General features: G+C 49.9%; 12 protein-coding genes. 3 read left to right on the top strand and 9 right to left on the bottom strand.

Features of this window, described 5'->3' with window-relative positions:
• Positions 1-9: 9 nt before the first annotated feature.
• From folK to sfsA, 5 genes are all read right to left on the bottom strand, one after another.
• Complete coding sequence (folK, locus tag Q5L94_RS05835; protein WP_317497499.1) at positions 10-516, bottom strand: 2-amino-4-hydroxy-6-hydroxymethyldihydropteridine diphosphokinase; 507 nt, start codon at positions 514-516, stop codon at positions 10-12.
• Positions 503-1,822: a polynucleotide adenylyltransferase PcnB gene (gene pcnB, locus Q5L94_RS05830; RefSeq protein ID WP_317497531.1), complete on the bottom strand. Its 1,320-nt coding sequence runs from the start codon at positions 1,820-1,822 to the stop codon at positions 503-505. Before pcnB ends, folK begins: the two co-directional genes overlap by 14 nt.
• 150 nt (positions 1,823-1,972) lie before the next feature.
• Positions 1,973-2,824: a tRNA glutamyl-Q(34) synthetase GluQRS gene (gene gluQRS / locus Q5L94_RS05825; RefSeq protein WP_317497498.1), complete on the bottom strand. Its 852-nt coding sequence runs from the start codon at positions 2,822-2,824 to the stop codon at positions 1,973-1,975.
• 6 nt (positions 2,825-2,830) lie between these two features.
• On the bottom strand, positions 2,831-3,283 hold the full coding sequence (gene dksA / locus Q5L94_RS05820) for an RNA polymerase-binding protein DksA (RefSeq protein ID WP_317497530.1): 453 nt from the start codon (positions 3,281-3,283) through the stop codon (positions 2,831-2,833).
• A 142-nt stretch (positions 3,284-3,425) separates the two neighbouring features.
• A complete protein-coding gene (gene sfsA, locus Q5L94_RS05815) occupies positions 3,426-4,130 on the bottom strand; it encodes a DNA/RNA nuclease SfsA (RefSeq protein ID WP_317497497.1) in 705 nt (234 codons plus the stop codon).
• Between the two features lie 56 nt (positions 4,131-4,186).
• Between sfsA and pepB the strand changes: the two genes are divergently transcribed.
• Genes pepB through mrcB form a run of 3 tightly spaced genes read left to right on the top strand, consistent with a single transcriptional unit; the run spans position 4,187 to position 10,230 of the window.
• Positions 4,187-5,485: an aminopeptidase PepB gene (gene pepB / locus Q5L94_RS05810; RefSeq protein WP_317497496.1), complete on the top strand. Its 1,299-nt coding sequence runs from the start codon at positions 4,187-4,189 to the stop codon at positions 5,483-5,485.
• A 6-nt stretch (positions 5,486-5,491) separates the two neighbouring features.
• Positions 5,492-7,963, top strand: coding sequence for an ATP-dependent helicase HrpB (gene hrpB, locus Q5L94_RS05805; RefSeq protein ID WP_317497495.1), 2,472 nt, complete (start codon positions 5,492-5,494; stop codon positions 7,961-7,963).
• Positions 7,963-10,230 carry a penicillin-binding protein 1B gene (mrcB, locus tag Q5L94_RS05800; protein ID WP_317497494.1) on the top strand — a complete coding sequence of 756 codons (2,268 nt, stop codon included), beginning with the start codon at positions 7,963-7,965 and terminating at the stop codon, positions 10,228-10,230. The genes hrpB and mrcB overlap by 1 nt, the downstream gene beginning before the upstream one ends.
• Here the strand turns inward: mrcB and hemL are convergent.
• The 4 genes from hemL to Q5L94_RS05780 all read right to left on the bottom strand — a co-directional run bounded on the left by hemL (position 10,216) and on the right by Q5L94_RS05780 (position 14,727).
• A complete protein-coding gene (hemL, locus tag Q5L94_RS05795; RefSeq protein ID WP_317497493.1) occupies positions 10,216-11,505 on the bottom strand; it encodes a glutamate-1-semialdehyde 2,1-aminomutase in 1,290 nt (429 codons plus the stop codon). The genes mrcB and hemL overlap by 15 nt on opposite strands.
• A 15-nt stretch (positions 11,506-11,520) precedes the next feature.
• Positions 11,521-12,534: an aspartate carbamoyltransferase gene (locus Q5L94_RS05790; RefSeq protein WP_317497492.1), complete on the bottom strand. Its 1,014-nt coding sequence runs from the start codon at positions 12,532-12,534 to the stop codon at positions 11,521-11,523.
• Positions 12,535-12,604: 70 nt separating this feature from the next.
• Positions 12,605-13,036, bottom strand: coding sequence for a protoporphyrinogen oxidase HemJ (gene hemJ, locus Q5L94_RS05785; protein ID WP_317497491.1), 432 nt, complete (start codon positions 13,034-13,036; stop codon positions 12,605-12,607).
• Positions 13,033-14,727: a chloride channel protein gene (locus tag Q5L94_RS05780; protein WP_317497490.1), complete on the bottom strand. Its 1,695-nt coding sequence runs from the start codon at positions 14,725-14,727 to the stop codon at positions 13,033-13,035. Before Q5L94_RS05780 ends, hemJ begins: the two co-directional genes overlap by 4 nt.
• Between the last annotated feature and the right edge of the window lie 95 nt (positions 14,728-14,822).

The raw sequence follows: 14,822 nt of genomic DNA, 5'->3' as shown, positions 1-14,822 counted from the left end.
TCAGCAGTTTTAAATGGTTATATCAGACCGACAGATTAGCACGTCCAGACCCTCTTCGGTAAGAGTCTCTGTTTGTTGTTTTGCGGTATTGCCATTAGGCAAAAGTTTGTCGGCGGCTATTTCGGCCAGAGGATAAAGTACAAAGCTGCGTTCGTATAACCCCGGGTGAGGAACCCGGAGAGAGTCAGTTTGATGTTGTTGTTCATCAAACAGCAGCAGATCCAAGTCCAGCGTGCGCTCGCCCCAATGTCTGACACGTTTACGACCAAAAGCATCTTCTATATCGTGCAAAGCTTGCAGAACATCAGCCGCCAGTAAGCTGGTGCTTACAGAACAAACGGCATTAACGTAGTCGGGCTGGTCCTGCGGGCCCATAGGCTTGCTACCGTAAAGTGAGGAATAAGCTAATAATTGCCAGCGGGAATCATTATTCAGCACATTTAAAGCCGATAGAATATTATCCACCGGCTTGCCCAGGTTACTACCCAGCGCAATAAAGGCTTTATGTTGCGTCATTACCTTTGTTTTCCTGAGGCTTCCGGCGCGGACCACGACGACGGCGCGGTTTGCGCCGGCCTGACTTCGCTTCCGGCTTAGACGACTTTAATTGCTCCGGGTTGTCCTGCGCTTTACTCCAGTGCTCTGCCAGCCCGGCTAATTTCTTATCGCCGTTTTCCGCATAAGAGCGTAACAATAAAAAGTCGTAGGCCGCACGAAACCGTTTATGTTCAAGCACTTTCTGAGCGCGCACGCCTTTAGTGATATTCAAGCGACGCTGCAATTGCCAGATATCTCTGGCTGGCAGACTGAACCGCTTGGGTAATGAAACGCGTTGCGACTGTCTGTGAATAACATCAGCTGCGGCAACGTTTAATGCGTCCATTGGTGGCAGGCCACCTTCGTTCTCAAGTTGTTCGCGTCGAGCCTGCAACGGCCACCACAACAACACCGCAATTAAATAGGCCGGGGTAACACGCTGTTCTTCTGCAATGCGTCTATCGGTGTCTTTAAAGGCCTTCAGCATCATTTGATAGGCCGGGCTTTGTTCATCAGCGACGTAATCTTTCAGCATCGGGAATAACTGCTGAAACAGTCCGAAATCTTTCATCATCAGGAAGTTAGCTTCAGCTTTGCCCGACATAAACATTTTCAGGAACTCGTCAAACAAACGCGCCGGTGGAATGTTTATCAGTAACGGGGCAAGTTCTTTTAACGGACCGCTGACTGAGTCATCCATTTGCATATTCAGTTTTGTGGCAAAGCGAACGGCGCGAAGCATGCGCACCGGATCTTCACGGTAGCGTACTTCCGGGTCACCAATCATCCGCAAAATACCGGCGTTAATGTCATCAACGCCGTTGGCAAAATCGTAGATCGCGAAATCGGCAATATTGTAATACAGCGCATTGGTGGTAAAGTCGCGGCGCTCGGCGTCTTCTTCTATGCTGCCGTAGACATTATCGCGAACCAGCTGACCATGCTCATCCTGGTCTGCCGTGCGGTTTTTCTTGTTTTCTTCCTGCGGGCTGTCCCCGTGGTGGCCGCGGAAAGTAGCAACTTCAATGACTTCTTTGCCAAACACGACATGCGCAAGGCGGAAGCGACGACCAATTAGGCGACAGTTACGAAATAGGGATTTAATCTGCTCTGGTGTGGCATTGGTGGTGACATCAAAATCTTTTGGCTCAAGCCCCAGTAGAATATCGCGGATGCAACCGCCAACCAGATAGGCTTCAAAACCGCTGTTGTGCAGACGGTAAAGAACCTTTATTGCATTTTTACTGATATCGCTACGGGATACTGGATGTTTGTCCCGTGGGATAACCTGTAACTTGGGTAACCGGCTGGATTCAGGCTCTGCCGCCTTACTGGAAAAGGCGCGCTTTGCCAGTGCTTTTATTCGCTTAATAATGGTGGTTCTCCCTTACCATTGTTTTTATTTAGAATCAGTTGTTGTCTGTATATTGTACCGTTAACGACCTGCTATATGCCACTTTTTGCACCAACTTTGCAACGCCTGTTGCAATATTTCCCTGACAGGGCTTTGCCGCAGCTCCGGTTCCGGCTCAATACCCAGATAATTCAGCGCCATGAACAGGTTATTACTTGCCTGGCTGGACTCAATCGGCGGCGCATGGTTTTGTTTACTCAACTTGCGACCATCGTCATTCATTATCAGCGGTAAATGCATCATTCGTGGCTGATTTCCGGTGAAATACTGCCATAAAGTGAGCTGCCAGAAGCTAGGAGTTATCAAGTCGCTACCACGTACAATATCGGTAACTCCCTGTTCAATATCATCAACGACCACAGCCAGCTGGTAAGCATACAATCCGTCGCGGCGTTTCAGTACGAAGTCTTCACAGACTGAAGCAGAGTGATCTTCTAATACGCCGTGCACGCGGTCATTAAATGCATCAATCGGGTTATTGTTAACAAAGCGCAGGGCGAAGGGGGTTGAACGAGGCTGGTGGTTACGACAGTAGCCATCGTAGTGATCGCTGCGGGCACGAATAGCCCGACGACTGCAGTCACATTGATAAAGACGCTGAGCGTTTTCCAGCTGGTTGAGCTGATGCTGGTAAACTGAGTCACGCTGGCTTTGGTATAAAACGGGGCCATCCCACTCTAAACCGTGAGCTTCTAACTGAGTTAAAATGGTATTGGCCGCTCCGGCCACGGCTCGCGGTTTATCGACATCTTCAATGCGAACCAGCCATTCACCTTTATGCGCTTTAGCATCTAAGTAGCTACCAACGGCAGCTACTAATGATCCCAGGTGCAAAGGCCCTGAAGGTGTTGGTGCAAAACGGCCACGATACATGAGCCTTTAGGCTCCGGTCATTTGCTTCTCTTTCATTTCCGCCAGCGTTTTACAGTCCACGCACTGGTCAGCTGTTGGGCGAGCTTCTAAGCGGCGGATACCAATTTCAATACCGCACGATTCGCAAAAGCCAAAATCATCTTCTTCTATCTTTTGTAAGGTTTTTTCAATCTTCTTAATCAACTTACGCTCACGGTCACGTGTACGCAGTTCGATACTGAACTCTTCTTCCTGCGCAGCGCGGTCTACCGGGTCAGGAAAATTCGCTGCTTCGTCTTTCATATGATGCACTGTGCGATCAACTTCCTGACGTAATTGACGACGCCATTCTTCCAGAATACGACGAAAATGCGCACGTTGCGCATCGTTCATGTACTCTTCACCCTGTTTTTCCTGATACGGCTCCAGGCCGGCCATCGCCAGGATGCCATGGGTTTTCTTATCCTTGCCTTGAGGCATCATGGATCTCCTACATTCTCTATAAAAGAGTGTTTAAAAAGCGGTACATTAAAAAAAGGACGCTACGTATACCAGAAAGGGGTACGGTTGGCAATGTCATTCGGATTAAATTTCTGCGCTAAAATTGTGAATGTATTGAGTTTTAAAGGCTTACGGGAACTGGTCTCTCCAGTTTTATTTCTTTCGCCGACGCGCGGCACTTTACGGCATAAAACTCGACTCCGACTGACGCTGCTTTTTTACACAGCTCAGCATACTGGGTATCGATATGTGCGGCGGGGGAAACTTGTTCAATACCGTCGTGCATTACCATGTATAGCTGCACGGCGCGATGACCATCGGCCACAACCTGCATAAGTTCATTAAGGTGTTTATGAGCGCGTTGGCTGACTGCGTCGGGAAAGTAACCCTGACCCGCATCCGCTAAAGTGACACTTTTCACTTCAATAAAGCATTCACGGTTATTCTGGTCGACAGCCCACCAGTCGATGCGGCTTTTTTCTTTACCGTAGCGTTGCTCTGGTTTTAGCTCTTGCCACTGGCTTAATTCAGGCACAAGGTTGGTTTGCAGTAACTCTCCGGCCATGCGGTTAGCGTGCTGTGTATTGACCACAATCATTTCACCGTTGTTATTCTGAGCGAGCTCCCAGGTCAGTGAGTATTTACGTTTGGGGTTATCAGAAACACTGCACCAGGCCGTAAAGCCAGGCTCTGCACATCCGGTCATGGCTCCGGTATTAGGGCAGTGGGTTGTTGTCGTTTCGTTGTCACCAAAATCAATGTCGGCGAGAAAACGCTTGTATCTTTTTTGCAAAACTCCCTGGCGCAGGGGCTTGTTAAATTGCATCAGAGACCTCATAACTCTAGTATAAACAGACAGCAAATTATCGGGAGAGGTACAGAATGTCCAGCGCACTCGCAATCTATTTAACTCAGGAAGCCCCCGCAAGTTATTGGAATCCAAAATCAAACTTAGTCTTTGGTGAAAACAAAGCACACATCATCTTAGTTGAAGATGAAGCTGAAAACTTGCGGCGTATCCAGAAAGCAGGCCGGACTCTGGACAATACCGGAGCAGTAACCATTGAAGCTGCTGGCAGTGACTGGAATCTGGAGCGTCAGTGGGCGTTGTCACAAGGGTTTACGTCAACCTTGTCAACCAACCAGGTTATCTGGAGTAAAACCGATGAACCCGCCGCGAAAGAACTTGATGCCATGCGTGAAGCGACTCGTTTCAGTCGCGAGCTGACCAACTTGTCAGCGGAAGAGGTTTATCCTGAAAGTTTGGCGCAACGCGTAACCGAGCACTTTAAGGCTCTGGCACCAGATACCGTCAGCGCGGAATTCATAAAAGGTGAAGCGCTGAAAGACGCCGGCTGGATGGGAATTTATACGGTAGGTCGCGCCAGTCAGCACGCGCCGGGGTTGTTGGTATTAGATTACAACCCAACCGGCGATGACAATGCGCCAGTAGAAACCGCGTTGATAGGTAAAGGTATTACCTACGACAGTGGTGGTTACAGCATTAAGCCAAGCGAAGGCATGCTCGCCATGAAGTGCGATATGGGTGGTGCAGCTACCGTATCCGGCGCATTGTCGCTGGCAATACGCCGCGGTTTGAATAAGCGTGTGAAGCTCATTCTTTGCTGTGCCGAAAACATGATTGATGGCCGCGCGTACAAGTTAGGCGACATTATTCGCTATAAAAACGGCCTGACGGTTGAAGTTGTTAATACCGATGCAGAAGGTCGTCTGGTGCTGGCCGATGGCTTACAGGCCGCGGGTGAGTTTGGTGCTAAACAGATTATTGATGCGGCGACACTGACCGGCGCCGCGCAAATGGCGGTTGGTAATGAGTACAACGCGCTGTTTAGTGTGGATGAAGTGGCTGCCACTAAAGCATTGGCGAATGCGGATAAAGAAAATGAGCTATTGTGGCGCTTACCTTTAGCCCCATGGCACAGTGAGAACTGCCCGTCAGCGTTTGCTGATACGGCCAACAGCCGCCCGCAAAAAGGTGGTGGTGCCGGTGGTGCAAGTAATGCCGCGGGCTTTTTACTGCGCTTTGCGCCGAACAGCGGCAAAGGCTGGCTGCACTTCGATTTAGCTGGCGCTTACCAAAAATCGGCGACCTCTATGTGGGCGACAGGCGCTACCGCGGCCGGTGTTCGCACCATAGCCGCAACCGTACAAGGTGATTAATTTGGCATGACCTTGCCAATTGAGAGCGTGCTGCCGGAGCTGGCGAAAGCCTTTCCGGCAGCGCGTGTCGTTATTGAGGCACCGCCCGGTGCCGGTAAATCAACACAACTTCCGCTATTTCTGTTGCAGCAGGGTATTGCTAATGACGGTCTTATTGTCATGCTGCAGCCCCGGCGTGTTGCTGCGCTGAATATTGCTCATTATTTGGCTAAGCAGTTGGGCGAGTCGGTGGGGGAGCAAGTTGGTTACACGGTGCGCGGCGACAGCAAGCGCAGTAAGGCAACTAAGTTACTCGTTATTACGGAAGGCGTGTTGGTGCGATGGCTACAGGAGGATCCTGAGCTTGGCGGTATTGGCACGCTAATCTTCGATGAATTCCACGAACGCAATTTGCACAGTGACTTAAGTCTGGCGTTGGTGATTGATGCCCTGCCATTGCGTCCGGATTTAAACCTGCTGATTATGTCGGCCACCTTGCCAGCAGAAAGCCTGAAACTCTGGTTAGAGAGTTACTGTGATCAGGTGCAGGTTTTGCGCAGCGAAGGCCGGAGTTATCCGGTTGAGTATCACTATCGCCCAGCATCTCATGTTACTCAATGGCTGACTGACTTACCCAAAGTGGTTGTCGAAGCCTTTGCTGCTGCCGAAAAAGGTGTTCTGGTTTTCCTACCCGGTATTTATGAAATACAAAAGATTGCGACTGAACTGAGCCAGCGAATGCCGCCGGGCACAATCATTTTACCCCTGCACGGGCGTATCCCCTTGCAGCAACAGCGGCAAGTATTAAAGGCGCCGGACGAAAAACGCATTATTCTGGCAACGAATATTGCTGAAACCAGCTTAACTCTGGACGGTATTGATGTGGTTGTCGACAGTGGTCGCGAGCGCCGGGCTCAATACCTGCCGCAATACGGGCTAAGCCAGTTAGCAACGCAACGTATTGCCAAAGCATCAGCAACACAGCGTGCGGGCCGCGCGGGGCGTCAACAGGCGGGGCAGTGTTTTCGCTTGTGGGCGCGCTCCGATGAACATGGCTTTGCCGATTATGCGCCTCCGGACGTTGCCACTCAGGATTTATCAGCACTGGTACTGGATGTACTGCGCTGGGGCAGTGAGGTGAATCAACTGGCCTGGTTTTCTCAGCCCGACCCCGGCCATTGCGCCGCGGCGATCGACTTTTTAGCCAGCACCGGCTTAATAAAACAGGGGCAGTTAACCGCAAAAGCCCGACAGCTCGAGTCCGGCGGTTTTGATCCCAGAATTTTATTGGTGGCGGACGCAGCCAAAGCTTTGGTGAACGAGCAGCAAGCCGCTATGGCTCGTGTTTTGGCTACACTGGAAGAGCAGCAAACTAGCATAAAAACAGTCGATCTATTTGAACGCACTCAGCAGCATTATCAACAACGAAATCAGGCGCCTTTGTGGCAACAACGCTGGCGCTATTGGTTAAACCATTTTGGGTTGAAAGAAGTTGCAGACTCCGCGGAATCCGCAACAACCAGTGAAGAAGGCCTTGCCGCTGCCTTACTGCAGGGTTACCCCGACCGAGTCGCAAAGTACGATGTCAGCCGCGGCGACTTTCAACTGGCCTGTGGTGGCCGGGTGAATGGCGACAGCAGTCGTCTTAAGCAGCCAACCTGGGCAATTATTTTTGATGTCACCTTTCATGAGCAAGATACGATAGGCCGCAGCCGCTGTTTGTTACCTGTGGACGATGCCCCGTCATTACTGAAAGAAGCCGGTATTCCTTTACAGACCGTGCAAACAGCTGAATGGGTAGGTGAGCAGCAACAACTGCGACAAATAACCCGCACTCAGCTGGGCTCCGTGGTACTCAGTCAAACCACGAATAGTGGATCGGTTTCTAATGAACAAAAAGCCGACGCCTTCTGCCTGTGGTTGCGCGATAAAGGCCTGGATAAACTCAACTGGAGTCAACGCGCGAAACAGCTACAACGTAGGGTTTACTGGCTGCAACAAGCCGGAGAGCTGGGCGCTTACGACATGAGCGATGCAGGATTACTCAATAATCTGGAGCGCTGGGCTGCGCCCTACTGGACGAATATCCGGTCGCTAAAGCAATTGCAGCAGTGGGATCCATACGAAGCTTTGTGTTATTTTCTCAACTACTCAGAACTGAAACGTCTTAATACGGCCTGCCCCGAATGGTGGCTGACACCGACAGAACGTAAAGTGTTTATAAATTATCTGGACGACAACCCCCGGGTTGAGGTCAAATTACAGGAAATGTTTGGTGTCTCTGAGTCGCCTAAAATTATCGATAATCGACAAGTTGTGACCGTTGATCTTCTGTCGCCGGCCGGGCGTCTGTTACAGCGAACCGATGATCTCGCGAGTTTCTGGCAAAATGCTTACGCCGACGTGCGCAAAGAAATGCGTGGTCGCTACCCTAAGCATCCGTGGCCCGAAGACCCTCTGAATGCAACTGCAACGTTTAAAACCAAAAGGCAGCAGTAGTGATAAAAAGTCGATGGTTTCAATACCTGTTCTGGACAAGCTTTAAGATAGGGCTGGTACTTATCGCCGTCATCGGGCTTTATGCCATTTATCTGGATGCCAGTTTGTCGCGTCATTTTAGTAACAAGCGCTATCAGGCACCTGCTTTGGTTTACGCCGATGAGGTAACGTTAAGAAAGAGTCATCCTATGCGTCTGCAACGTTTGGTCGATGTTCTGGAGCGGGTGGGTTATCAGCGTAATAGTAATACCGGGCAGTCGGGTTACTACTCTGTTGGTAAAAACAATGTCATGGTGCACAGGCGGCCTTTCGACTTTTCCGATGGACCGCAAATGGCGCAAAGAGTGCAAATTAACTTTCGCGGTGACCGTATTGAGTCGATAAAAAGCTGGCCCAGTGGCAGAGAGCTGGAAAGCTTTCGTCTGGAACCCGAGCTGATAGGCCGCATTAGTACCTTAAGTAAAGAAGACCGTTTGTTAGTTGGGCTGGAAGTCGTGCCTAACTTACTTATTGAAACCTTATTAAAAGTTGAAGACAGAAACTTCTATCATCATCAGGGCGTATCGCCGTGGTCTATTCTGCGGGCTTTAGCTGCTAACTTAAAAGCGGGCAGAACGGTTCAGGGCGGCTCTACTCTTACTCAGCAACTGGTCAAAAACATTTATCTGAGCCGAGAGCAGACACTGTGGCGCAAGTTTCACGAAGCCATGATGTCGCTGGTTATCGATTACCGTTTTGATAAAAACACCATATTAGAGACCTACCTGAACGAAGTGTATTTTGGGCAGGACGGAAGCAATGCGATTCACGGTATAGGGCTTGCCAGCCAGTTCTATTTTGGTAAGCAAGTACAGGAGCTAACCCCAAGCGAAATTGCTTTAATGGTGGGGATGATAAAAGGTCCTTCTTATTACGACCCAAGACGTTTCCCGGAGCGCGCCCAAAGCCGCAGAGACACCGTGCTTAAAGTCATGTTTGAACAGGACCTGCTTGGTAAAGATAACTACGTTGCGGCGGTTGAACAGCCGCTTGACGTTAAAGAAAGCCGCCGTCTGGTTGAACACCCGTACCCCCATTATATGGACTTAGTACGTCGGGAAATGAAGCGCATTATCCTGCCGGAAGACTGGCAGGAAACCGGGCTGAAAATCTTTACGCATTTGCAGGTGGACGCACAAAGTGCAGTACAGCGTTCGTTAGCACAACAGCTTATGGCTGGCGGCGAAGATAAAAAGTTAGAAGGCGCAATGGTCGTTGCTGATTACCGTAACGGCACGGTGAGTGCACTGGCTGGTGGCCGCTTAAGTCAGGCTATAGGTTATAACCGGGCGCTGTTAGCATTGCGACCGATAGGCTCATTAATGAAGCCTGTTATTTATGCCGCTGCGATGCAGGATTCAAACGTTGGTCTGCATACGCCGGTTGCAGATGAACCCATTACGTTATCTGACAAAAAGGGCAAAGAATGGAAGCCGCAAAATTACGATAAAGAGTTTGATGGTAGTTTGCTGTTGTACGATGCCCTGGTTCAATCGCGCAACTTACCGGCCGTTCGGGTGGGCATGGAAGTGGGCATAGATCAACTGGTGAGTTATTTACGCGAGTTAGGCGTGACAACGCCGTTACAAGCCTATCCATCGCTGACTTTGGGGGCTGCGTCATTGTCTCCTATGGCGGTGACACGAATGTACAGTGCGTTGATGAATGATGGTCGTTATCAGTCTTTGGCTGCGGTTTCGTCTATCACCACGCATCAGGGTGAGGTGCTTTATAGGCGCGAAGCACCTGAGACAGAAGAAGTTTTCGATAAAAACGTGTCTTATCTGACTCGTTATGGTTTACGTGGAGTAGTGGCTGAGGGCACAGCAAGTCGTCTTCAAAGTGCGTTAGCCGGTCAGGTAGTTGGTGGCAAGACAGGTACAACGAATGATTATCGTGACAGCTGGTTTGTGGCAGTAGATGGCGAGCATGTAGTTACGGTTTGGTTAGGCCGTGACGATAATCAACCCGTAGGCTTAACCGGCAGTAGCGGGGCTCTCAACGTTGTGGCGGATTTTTATGATTACTTACCGCCGTTGAGCATGGCTTTAGATGTACCGGAGCCTCTGCAAATGCAAAATTTTCACCCGACAACGGGACAGCGAATTCCTGAAGATTGCGGTAATGGTCGTAAATTACCGGCTGAGGAAATCAGGCTTCCCGAGGATATTACCTGTGAAGGCAATATCCGCGAGAAAAGCTGGTGGGAGCGTTTATTTGGTGGCTAACTTAGCAAAGGCTTTTTCAGCGGCATCCAGAGTGTTCTGAATGTCTTCTTCACTGTGCGCTGCGGACATAAAGCCGCCTTCAAAGGCCGATGGCGCAAGATACACGCCTTGCTCTAACATCGCGTGATAGAACGTCTTAAAGTGTTCCATATTACACTGTGTAGCCTGAGCGTAAGTGGTCACTTCGGGCTCTTCGGTAAAGAAGAAACCAAACATAGAACCGGCGCGGTTGGTTGTCATTGGTACACCAGCCTTGTCAGCGCGTTCCTGCAAGCCGTCCAGTAGCGTGTCAACGCGTTGGTAAAGCTGGTCATAAAGCCCTGGGGTAGATAATTGCTGTAATGCCGCTAAGCCGGCGGCCATAGCAACCGGGTTTCCCGATAAGGTGCCTGCCTGATAAACAGGACCTAACGGCGCAATGTAGTTCATAACTTCTTTTTTGCCGCCGAAAGCGCCGACTGGCATACCGCCACCAATCACCTTACCTAAAGTTGTGAGGTCAGGTTTAACCTTGTAGCGATCTTGAGCGCCGCCCGGGGCCACACGGAAACCGGTCATGACTTCATCAAAAATCAGGACTGAACCATGCTCGTCACAAAGACTGCGTAAGCCTTCCAAAAAGCCTTGAGCTGGTGGAATGCAGTTCATGTTACCAGCTACCGGCTCAACAATAATGCAGGCAATTTCATCGCCCATTTCAGCGAAAATTTGTTTCACTGATTCAATATCGTTGTAAGTGGCGGTTAAGGTATGTTTGGCAAAATCTTCAGGAATGCCGGGCGAGTTAGGAACACCCAGAGTCAAAGCACCTGAACCCGCTTTAACCAGCAAGGAGTCGGCGTGGCCGTGGTAGTTACCTTCAAACTTCAGGATTTTATCCCGGCTGGTGTAGCCGCGTGCCAGGCGAATGGCCGTCATAGTGGCTTCAGTGCCGGAATTTACCATACGCACCTTTTCAATAGAAGGGACTATTTTGCGAATAGTCTCCGCCATGGTGATTTCAACTTCCGTTGGTGTACCGAAGCTCAAGCCTCGCTTTGCTGCCTGCAGAGTGGCCTCTAACACTGCCGGGTGATTATGTCCCAGAATCATGGGACCCCATGAGCCGACGTAATCGATATAACGTTTGCCGTCGGCATCCACCATGTAAGCGCCTTCAGCACGCTCAAAGAAAATGGGGCTGCCGCCAACTCCATTAAACGCCCGAACCGGCGAGTTAACGCCTCCGGGGATACTGATTTGTGCCTGAGTATATAATTCTTCTGAGCGACTCATGTCGTAACTACCTCTTTACTGTTGGCTTTTTTCGCTGTACCAGATGACATCACATTGGTGTTTATCAACCTGGTCAACGACTCCAAGTGTTAATGCAAACAGAGCCATACGAATTAGCACTCCGTTGTCAGCCTGACGGAAAATAGCCAGGTTGGGGTTTTGGTTTAAGTCGTTATCCAGTTCATTCGCTTCGGCGCGCGAATCCCGCGGCAAAGGATGCATGATGACCGTGTTGGGCTTGTAGTGCTTAGTGTAAATAGCCTGGTTTAAACGAAACTTACCGCGATATTGATCAGCGTCTTCCGGACTTGCAAAGCGTTCTTGCTGTATGCGAGTTTGATAAACAATGTCAGCATCGACAATACCGTCGACTTTTTCTGTAACCGTTACACGATGGCCTGCATTTGCCAGCGTATCTAATACGGAATCTGGCATGGAAAGTTCACGTGGCGAAATTAAAGTGAATTTAATGTTTTTGTACATAGAGAGTAACGTGGACAGCGAATGTACGGTACGCCCGTATTTCAAGTCGCCAATCATGCAAATGTGCATGTTATCAATGCTTTGCTGATGGTATGCCAGTTCTTTCTGGATAGTGTAAAGATCCAGCAATGCCTGAGTTGGATGCTCGTTTGCCCCGTCGCCGCCGTTAATGACCGGTACCCGGCTACCTTCAGAAAACTCCCGTACTGAGCCCGACTTAGGGTGTCGCATGGCAATAACGTCGCTGTAGCTGCTTAATACGCGAGCGGTATCGTAAAGCGACTCGCCCTTTGCAATGGCCGAACTTTCCATACCGGTAGTCTCGCGGACTTCACCCCCTAACAGGTTGAATGCCGTGCCGAAGCTTACCCGTGTACGAGTGGAAGGTTCGAAGAAAAGATTACCAAGGATAGCGCCGTCAAGAACTCGAGTGCGCGTTTTACGCCGGGCGTAAGGTTGCATCTTGTCCGCAACGGAGAATATGTAGTCAATGCTGTCGCGATTGAACTGGTTTACAGAAAGAATGTTGGAGCCGGTGAAATTCATCTTTGGGTGCGCCTCTGCCGCAGAATGTCACTGGGCGCACACTATAGCAAATCATGCGGCACAAGAGAATCTAATAAGGCTTAACAACCGCTAAAATGATAATAGCGAAAAGTGCCAGTACCGGCAGCTCGTTAAAGACTCGGTAAAACCGATGGCTGCGTCGATTGGTACCGGTTTTAAAGTCCTTCAATAGTTTAAAACAGTAACCGTGATACAAAAAAAGTAGCAACACCAGTACCAGTTTAGTGTGCATCCAGCCACTGGCAGCAAACCACGCTGAACCGTAGGCAAAAATAAGCACGACACCGAAAATGAGGGTAAGAATGGCGAAGGGGGTGACAAAATACAGTAAACGCCTTTCCATTATGCAGAGTTGCTCATCCACGGCTGGCTTGGCGTTCATTGCGTGATAAACAAATAAACGCGGTAAGTAAAAGATGCCCGCGAACCAGGCCACCATAAAGGCAATGTGCAGGGCTTTAACCCAAAGTATCCATGTCATGCGAGTTCTCTCTGTAGGGCTTTACGAACAAGTTCCCATGTAACAATACCACAGGGCTGGCCATCATCGGTCTCATAAATGTACACGGCGCCCCGGCGCTTAGATCCAATTTCATCATACACTTCGGCCAGAGTCGATGTCACCCGAACGCCTTTAATAGGAGTGTAGCTCAGGCTGGGACTGTCACCGGCGTTGATATCATAAGTCACCAGGCGATAAAGTGCCTGATTATCTTCATCGACCGACATGACAATAACGGTTTTCGCCTGCGCAGATTCAAGTGAGTCAACCAGTTCGTTCTGAGTGGGTTCAAGCAACAATTTGAAGTCCGTTTCCATAACGTTTTCAACACCGGTTTTTTGTAACGCGACATGTACCGGAGCCAGCTGGTAAGGCAAACCCTGCAAATCTAGCTGGGCGATGAAAATGGACTTTGACTTCAGTAACTGACTGGATATCAAGTAAGCAGGCACAATCACTAGCATAGCGGGAATAATTATTTCCACACTGCGAGACAACTCGACAATAGCGAGCAGAGCCGCCATTGGTGCGTGAATACACGCCGCTAAAATGCCGGCCATTCCCAATAAAATGAAGCTGTCGAAAGACAATGGCTGTTGAATATCCAGCCCATTAACTGCACCGACAAATACCGCAGCGATAATGGCTCCGATACCAAACACGGCACCAATTAAACCGCCGGGTATACCCATGCCCAAAGCAATAGCTGAGGCAAACAGCTTAGCTATAAGTAAGGTGGTCAGCAGCGACATTTCACCCTGATGATTCAATACCTGCTCAATGGCTGTAAGCCCCGGACCTAAGCTGCTGGGAATGATGACAGCCAGCATTGCCGTTATAAGTCCGGCAAAGAGCAAGCGGGTGAGCAATGACATGTCTTGTACGGTTTCCATGACATCCAGCATGAGCTTTTTGAACAGCACTCCGACAAAACCCAGCACAACGCCCAATAGCATGACCCAGGGCAATTGTGTGGTCGGGATATCCTGGGCTGAGAGTACGGCCAGCTCAGAAGCGACACCAAAAATTTCTTCGGTAATTAGCGAACCGGCCACCGCCGACAGCATAACGGGTATAAAAACGTGAACTTTGTATTCCCGCAGTACCACTTCCATTACCAGAACCATAGCGGCTAACGGCGTGTTAAAAGAGGCAGCGATAGCCGCGGCGATACCACAGGCGGCAAGGGTTCGTATGGCGTTTTTGGGTGCGTCGAAATGAAAACCAAGCCAGGTAGCTGCCGCCGCGCCTAAATGAACTGCCGGGCCTTCGCGACCAACACTGAAACCGGCAACCAGCGCAATTATTCCGCCAAAAAACTGGTTCACAGTACTACGCCAGGGCAGCATGCCGTAATGCTGTTTCATACGATGGATAACGTAGGGAATACCCATTCGGACGTGTTTAGAACCCGACAGCCGAAAAAGAATATAAACAATGGCGGCGGCAATAATGGGGAGTAAAAAGCGGTAAGTAGTTGGTAAAGGCTGTTGCCAATAGCTACCATTACCGACAAGGTAAGCCCCTTGCTCAATCGCTAAACGGAAACCCGCAATCATCAGTGCCGCGAGAATACCGCCGGTCAGACCCATTAAACAAATGGCGATAGTGGTCGACGGGGTCGCCAGCTGTTTGCGCAGTTGCTGTCGGAATACCGAGTTAGAGGCCATTTAAAATAAGATCCTTACCTTAAACCGTGGGATGAGCTTGCATATTTATCAATAACATATCAGCATAAACGCTTGATGGAAATGAGCTGGAAGTT

Source organism: Idiomarina sp. Sol25, assembly GCF_033052775.1.
Lineage (GTDB): Bacteria > Pseudomonadota > Gammaproteobacteria > Enterobacterales > Alteromonadaceae > Idiomarina.
This window is presented reverse-complemented; position numbering and strand designations above follow the sequence as displayed.

What these genes read in the sequence shown, in the direction of transcription:
- folK (WP_317497499.1), bottom strand. Translation starts at nt 516, where the DNA reads ATGACGCAACATAAAGCCTTTATTGCGCTGGGTAGTAACCTGGGCAAG.
- gluQRS (WP_317497498.1), bottom strand. Translation starts at nt 2,824, where the DNA reads ATGTATCGTGGCCGTTTTGCACCAACACCTTCAGGGCCTTTGCACCTG.
- dksA (WP_317497530.1), bottom strand. Translation starts at nt 3,283, where the DNA reads ATGCCTCAAGGCAAGGATAAGAAAACCCATGGCATCCTGGCGATGGCC.
- sfsA (WP_317497497.1), bottom strand. Translation starts at nt 4,130, where the DNA reads ATGCAATTTAACAAGCCCCTGCGCCAGGGAGTTTTGCAAAAAAGATAC.
- pepB (WP_317497496.1), top strand. Translation starts at nt 4,187, where the DNA reads ATGTCCAGCGCACTCGCAATCTATTTAACTCAGGAAGCCCCCGCAAGT.
- hrpB (WP_317497495.1), top strand. Translation starts at nt 5,492, where the DNA reads ATGACCTTGCCAATTGAGAGCGTGCTGCCGGAGCTGGCGAAAGCCTTT.
- hemL (WP_317497493.1), bottom strand. Translation starts at nt 11,505, where the DNA reads ATGAGTCGCTCAGAAGAATTATATACTCAGGCACAAATCAGTATCCCC.
- Q5L94_RS05790 (WP_317497492.1), bottom strand. Translation starts at nt 12,534, where the DNA reads ATGAATTTCACCGGCTCCAACATTCTTTCTGTAAACCAGTTCAATCGC.
- hemJ (WP_317497491.1), bottom strand. Translation starts at nt 13,036, where the DNA reads ATGACATGGATACTTTGGGTTAAAGCCCTGCACATTGCCTTTATGGTG.
- Q5L94_RS05780 (WP_317497490.1), bottom strand. Translation starts at nt 14,727, where the DNA reads ATGGCCTCTAACTCGGTATTCCGACAGCAACTGCGCAAACAGCTGGCG.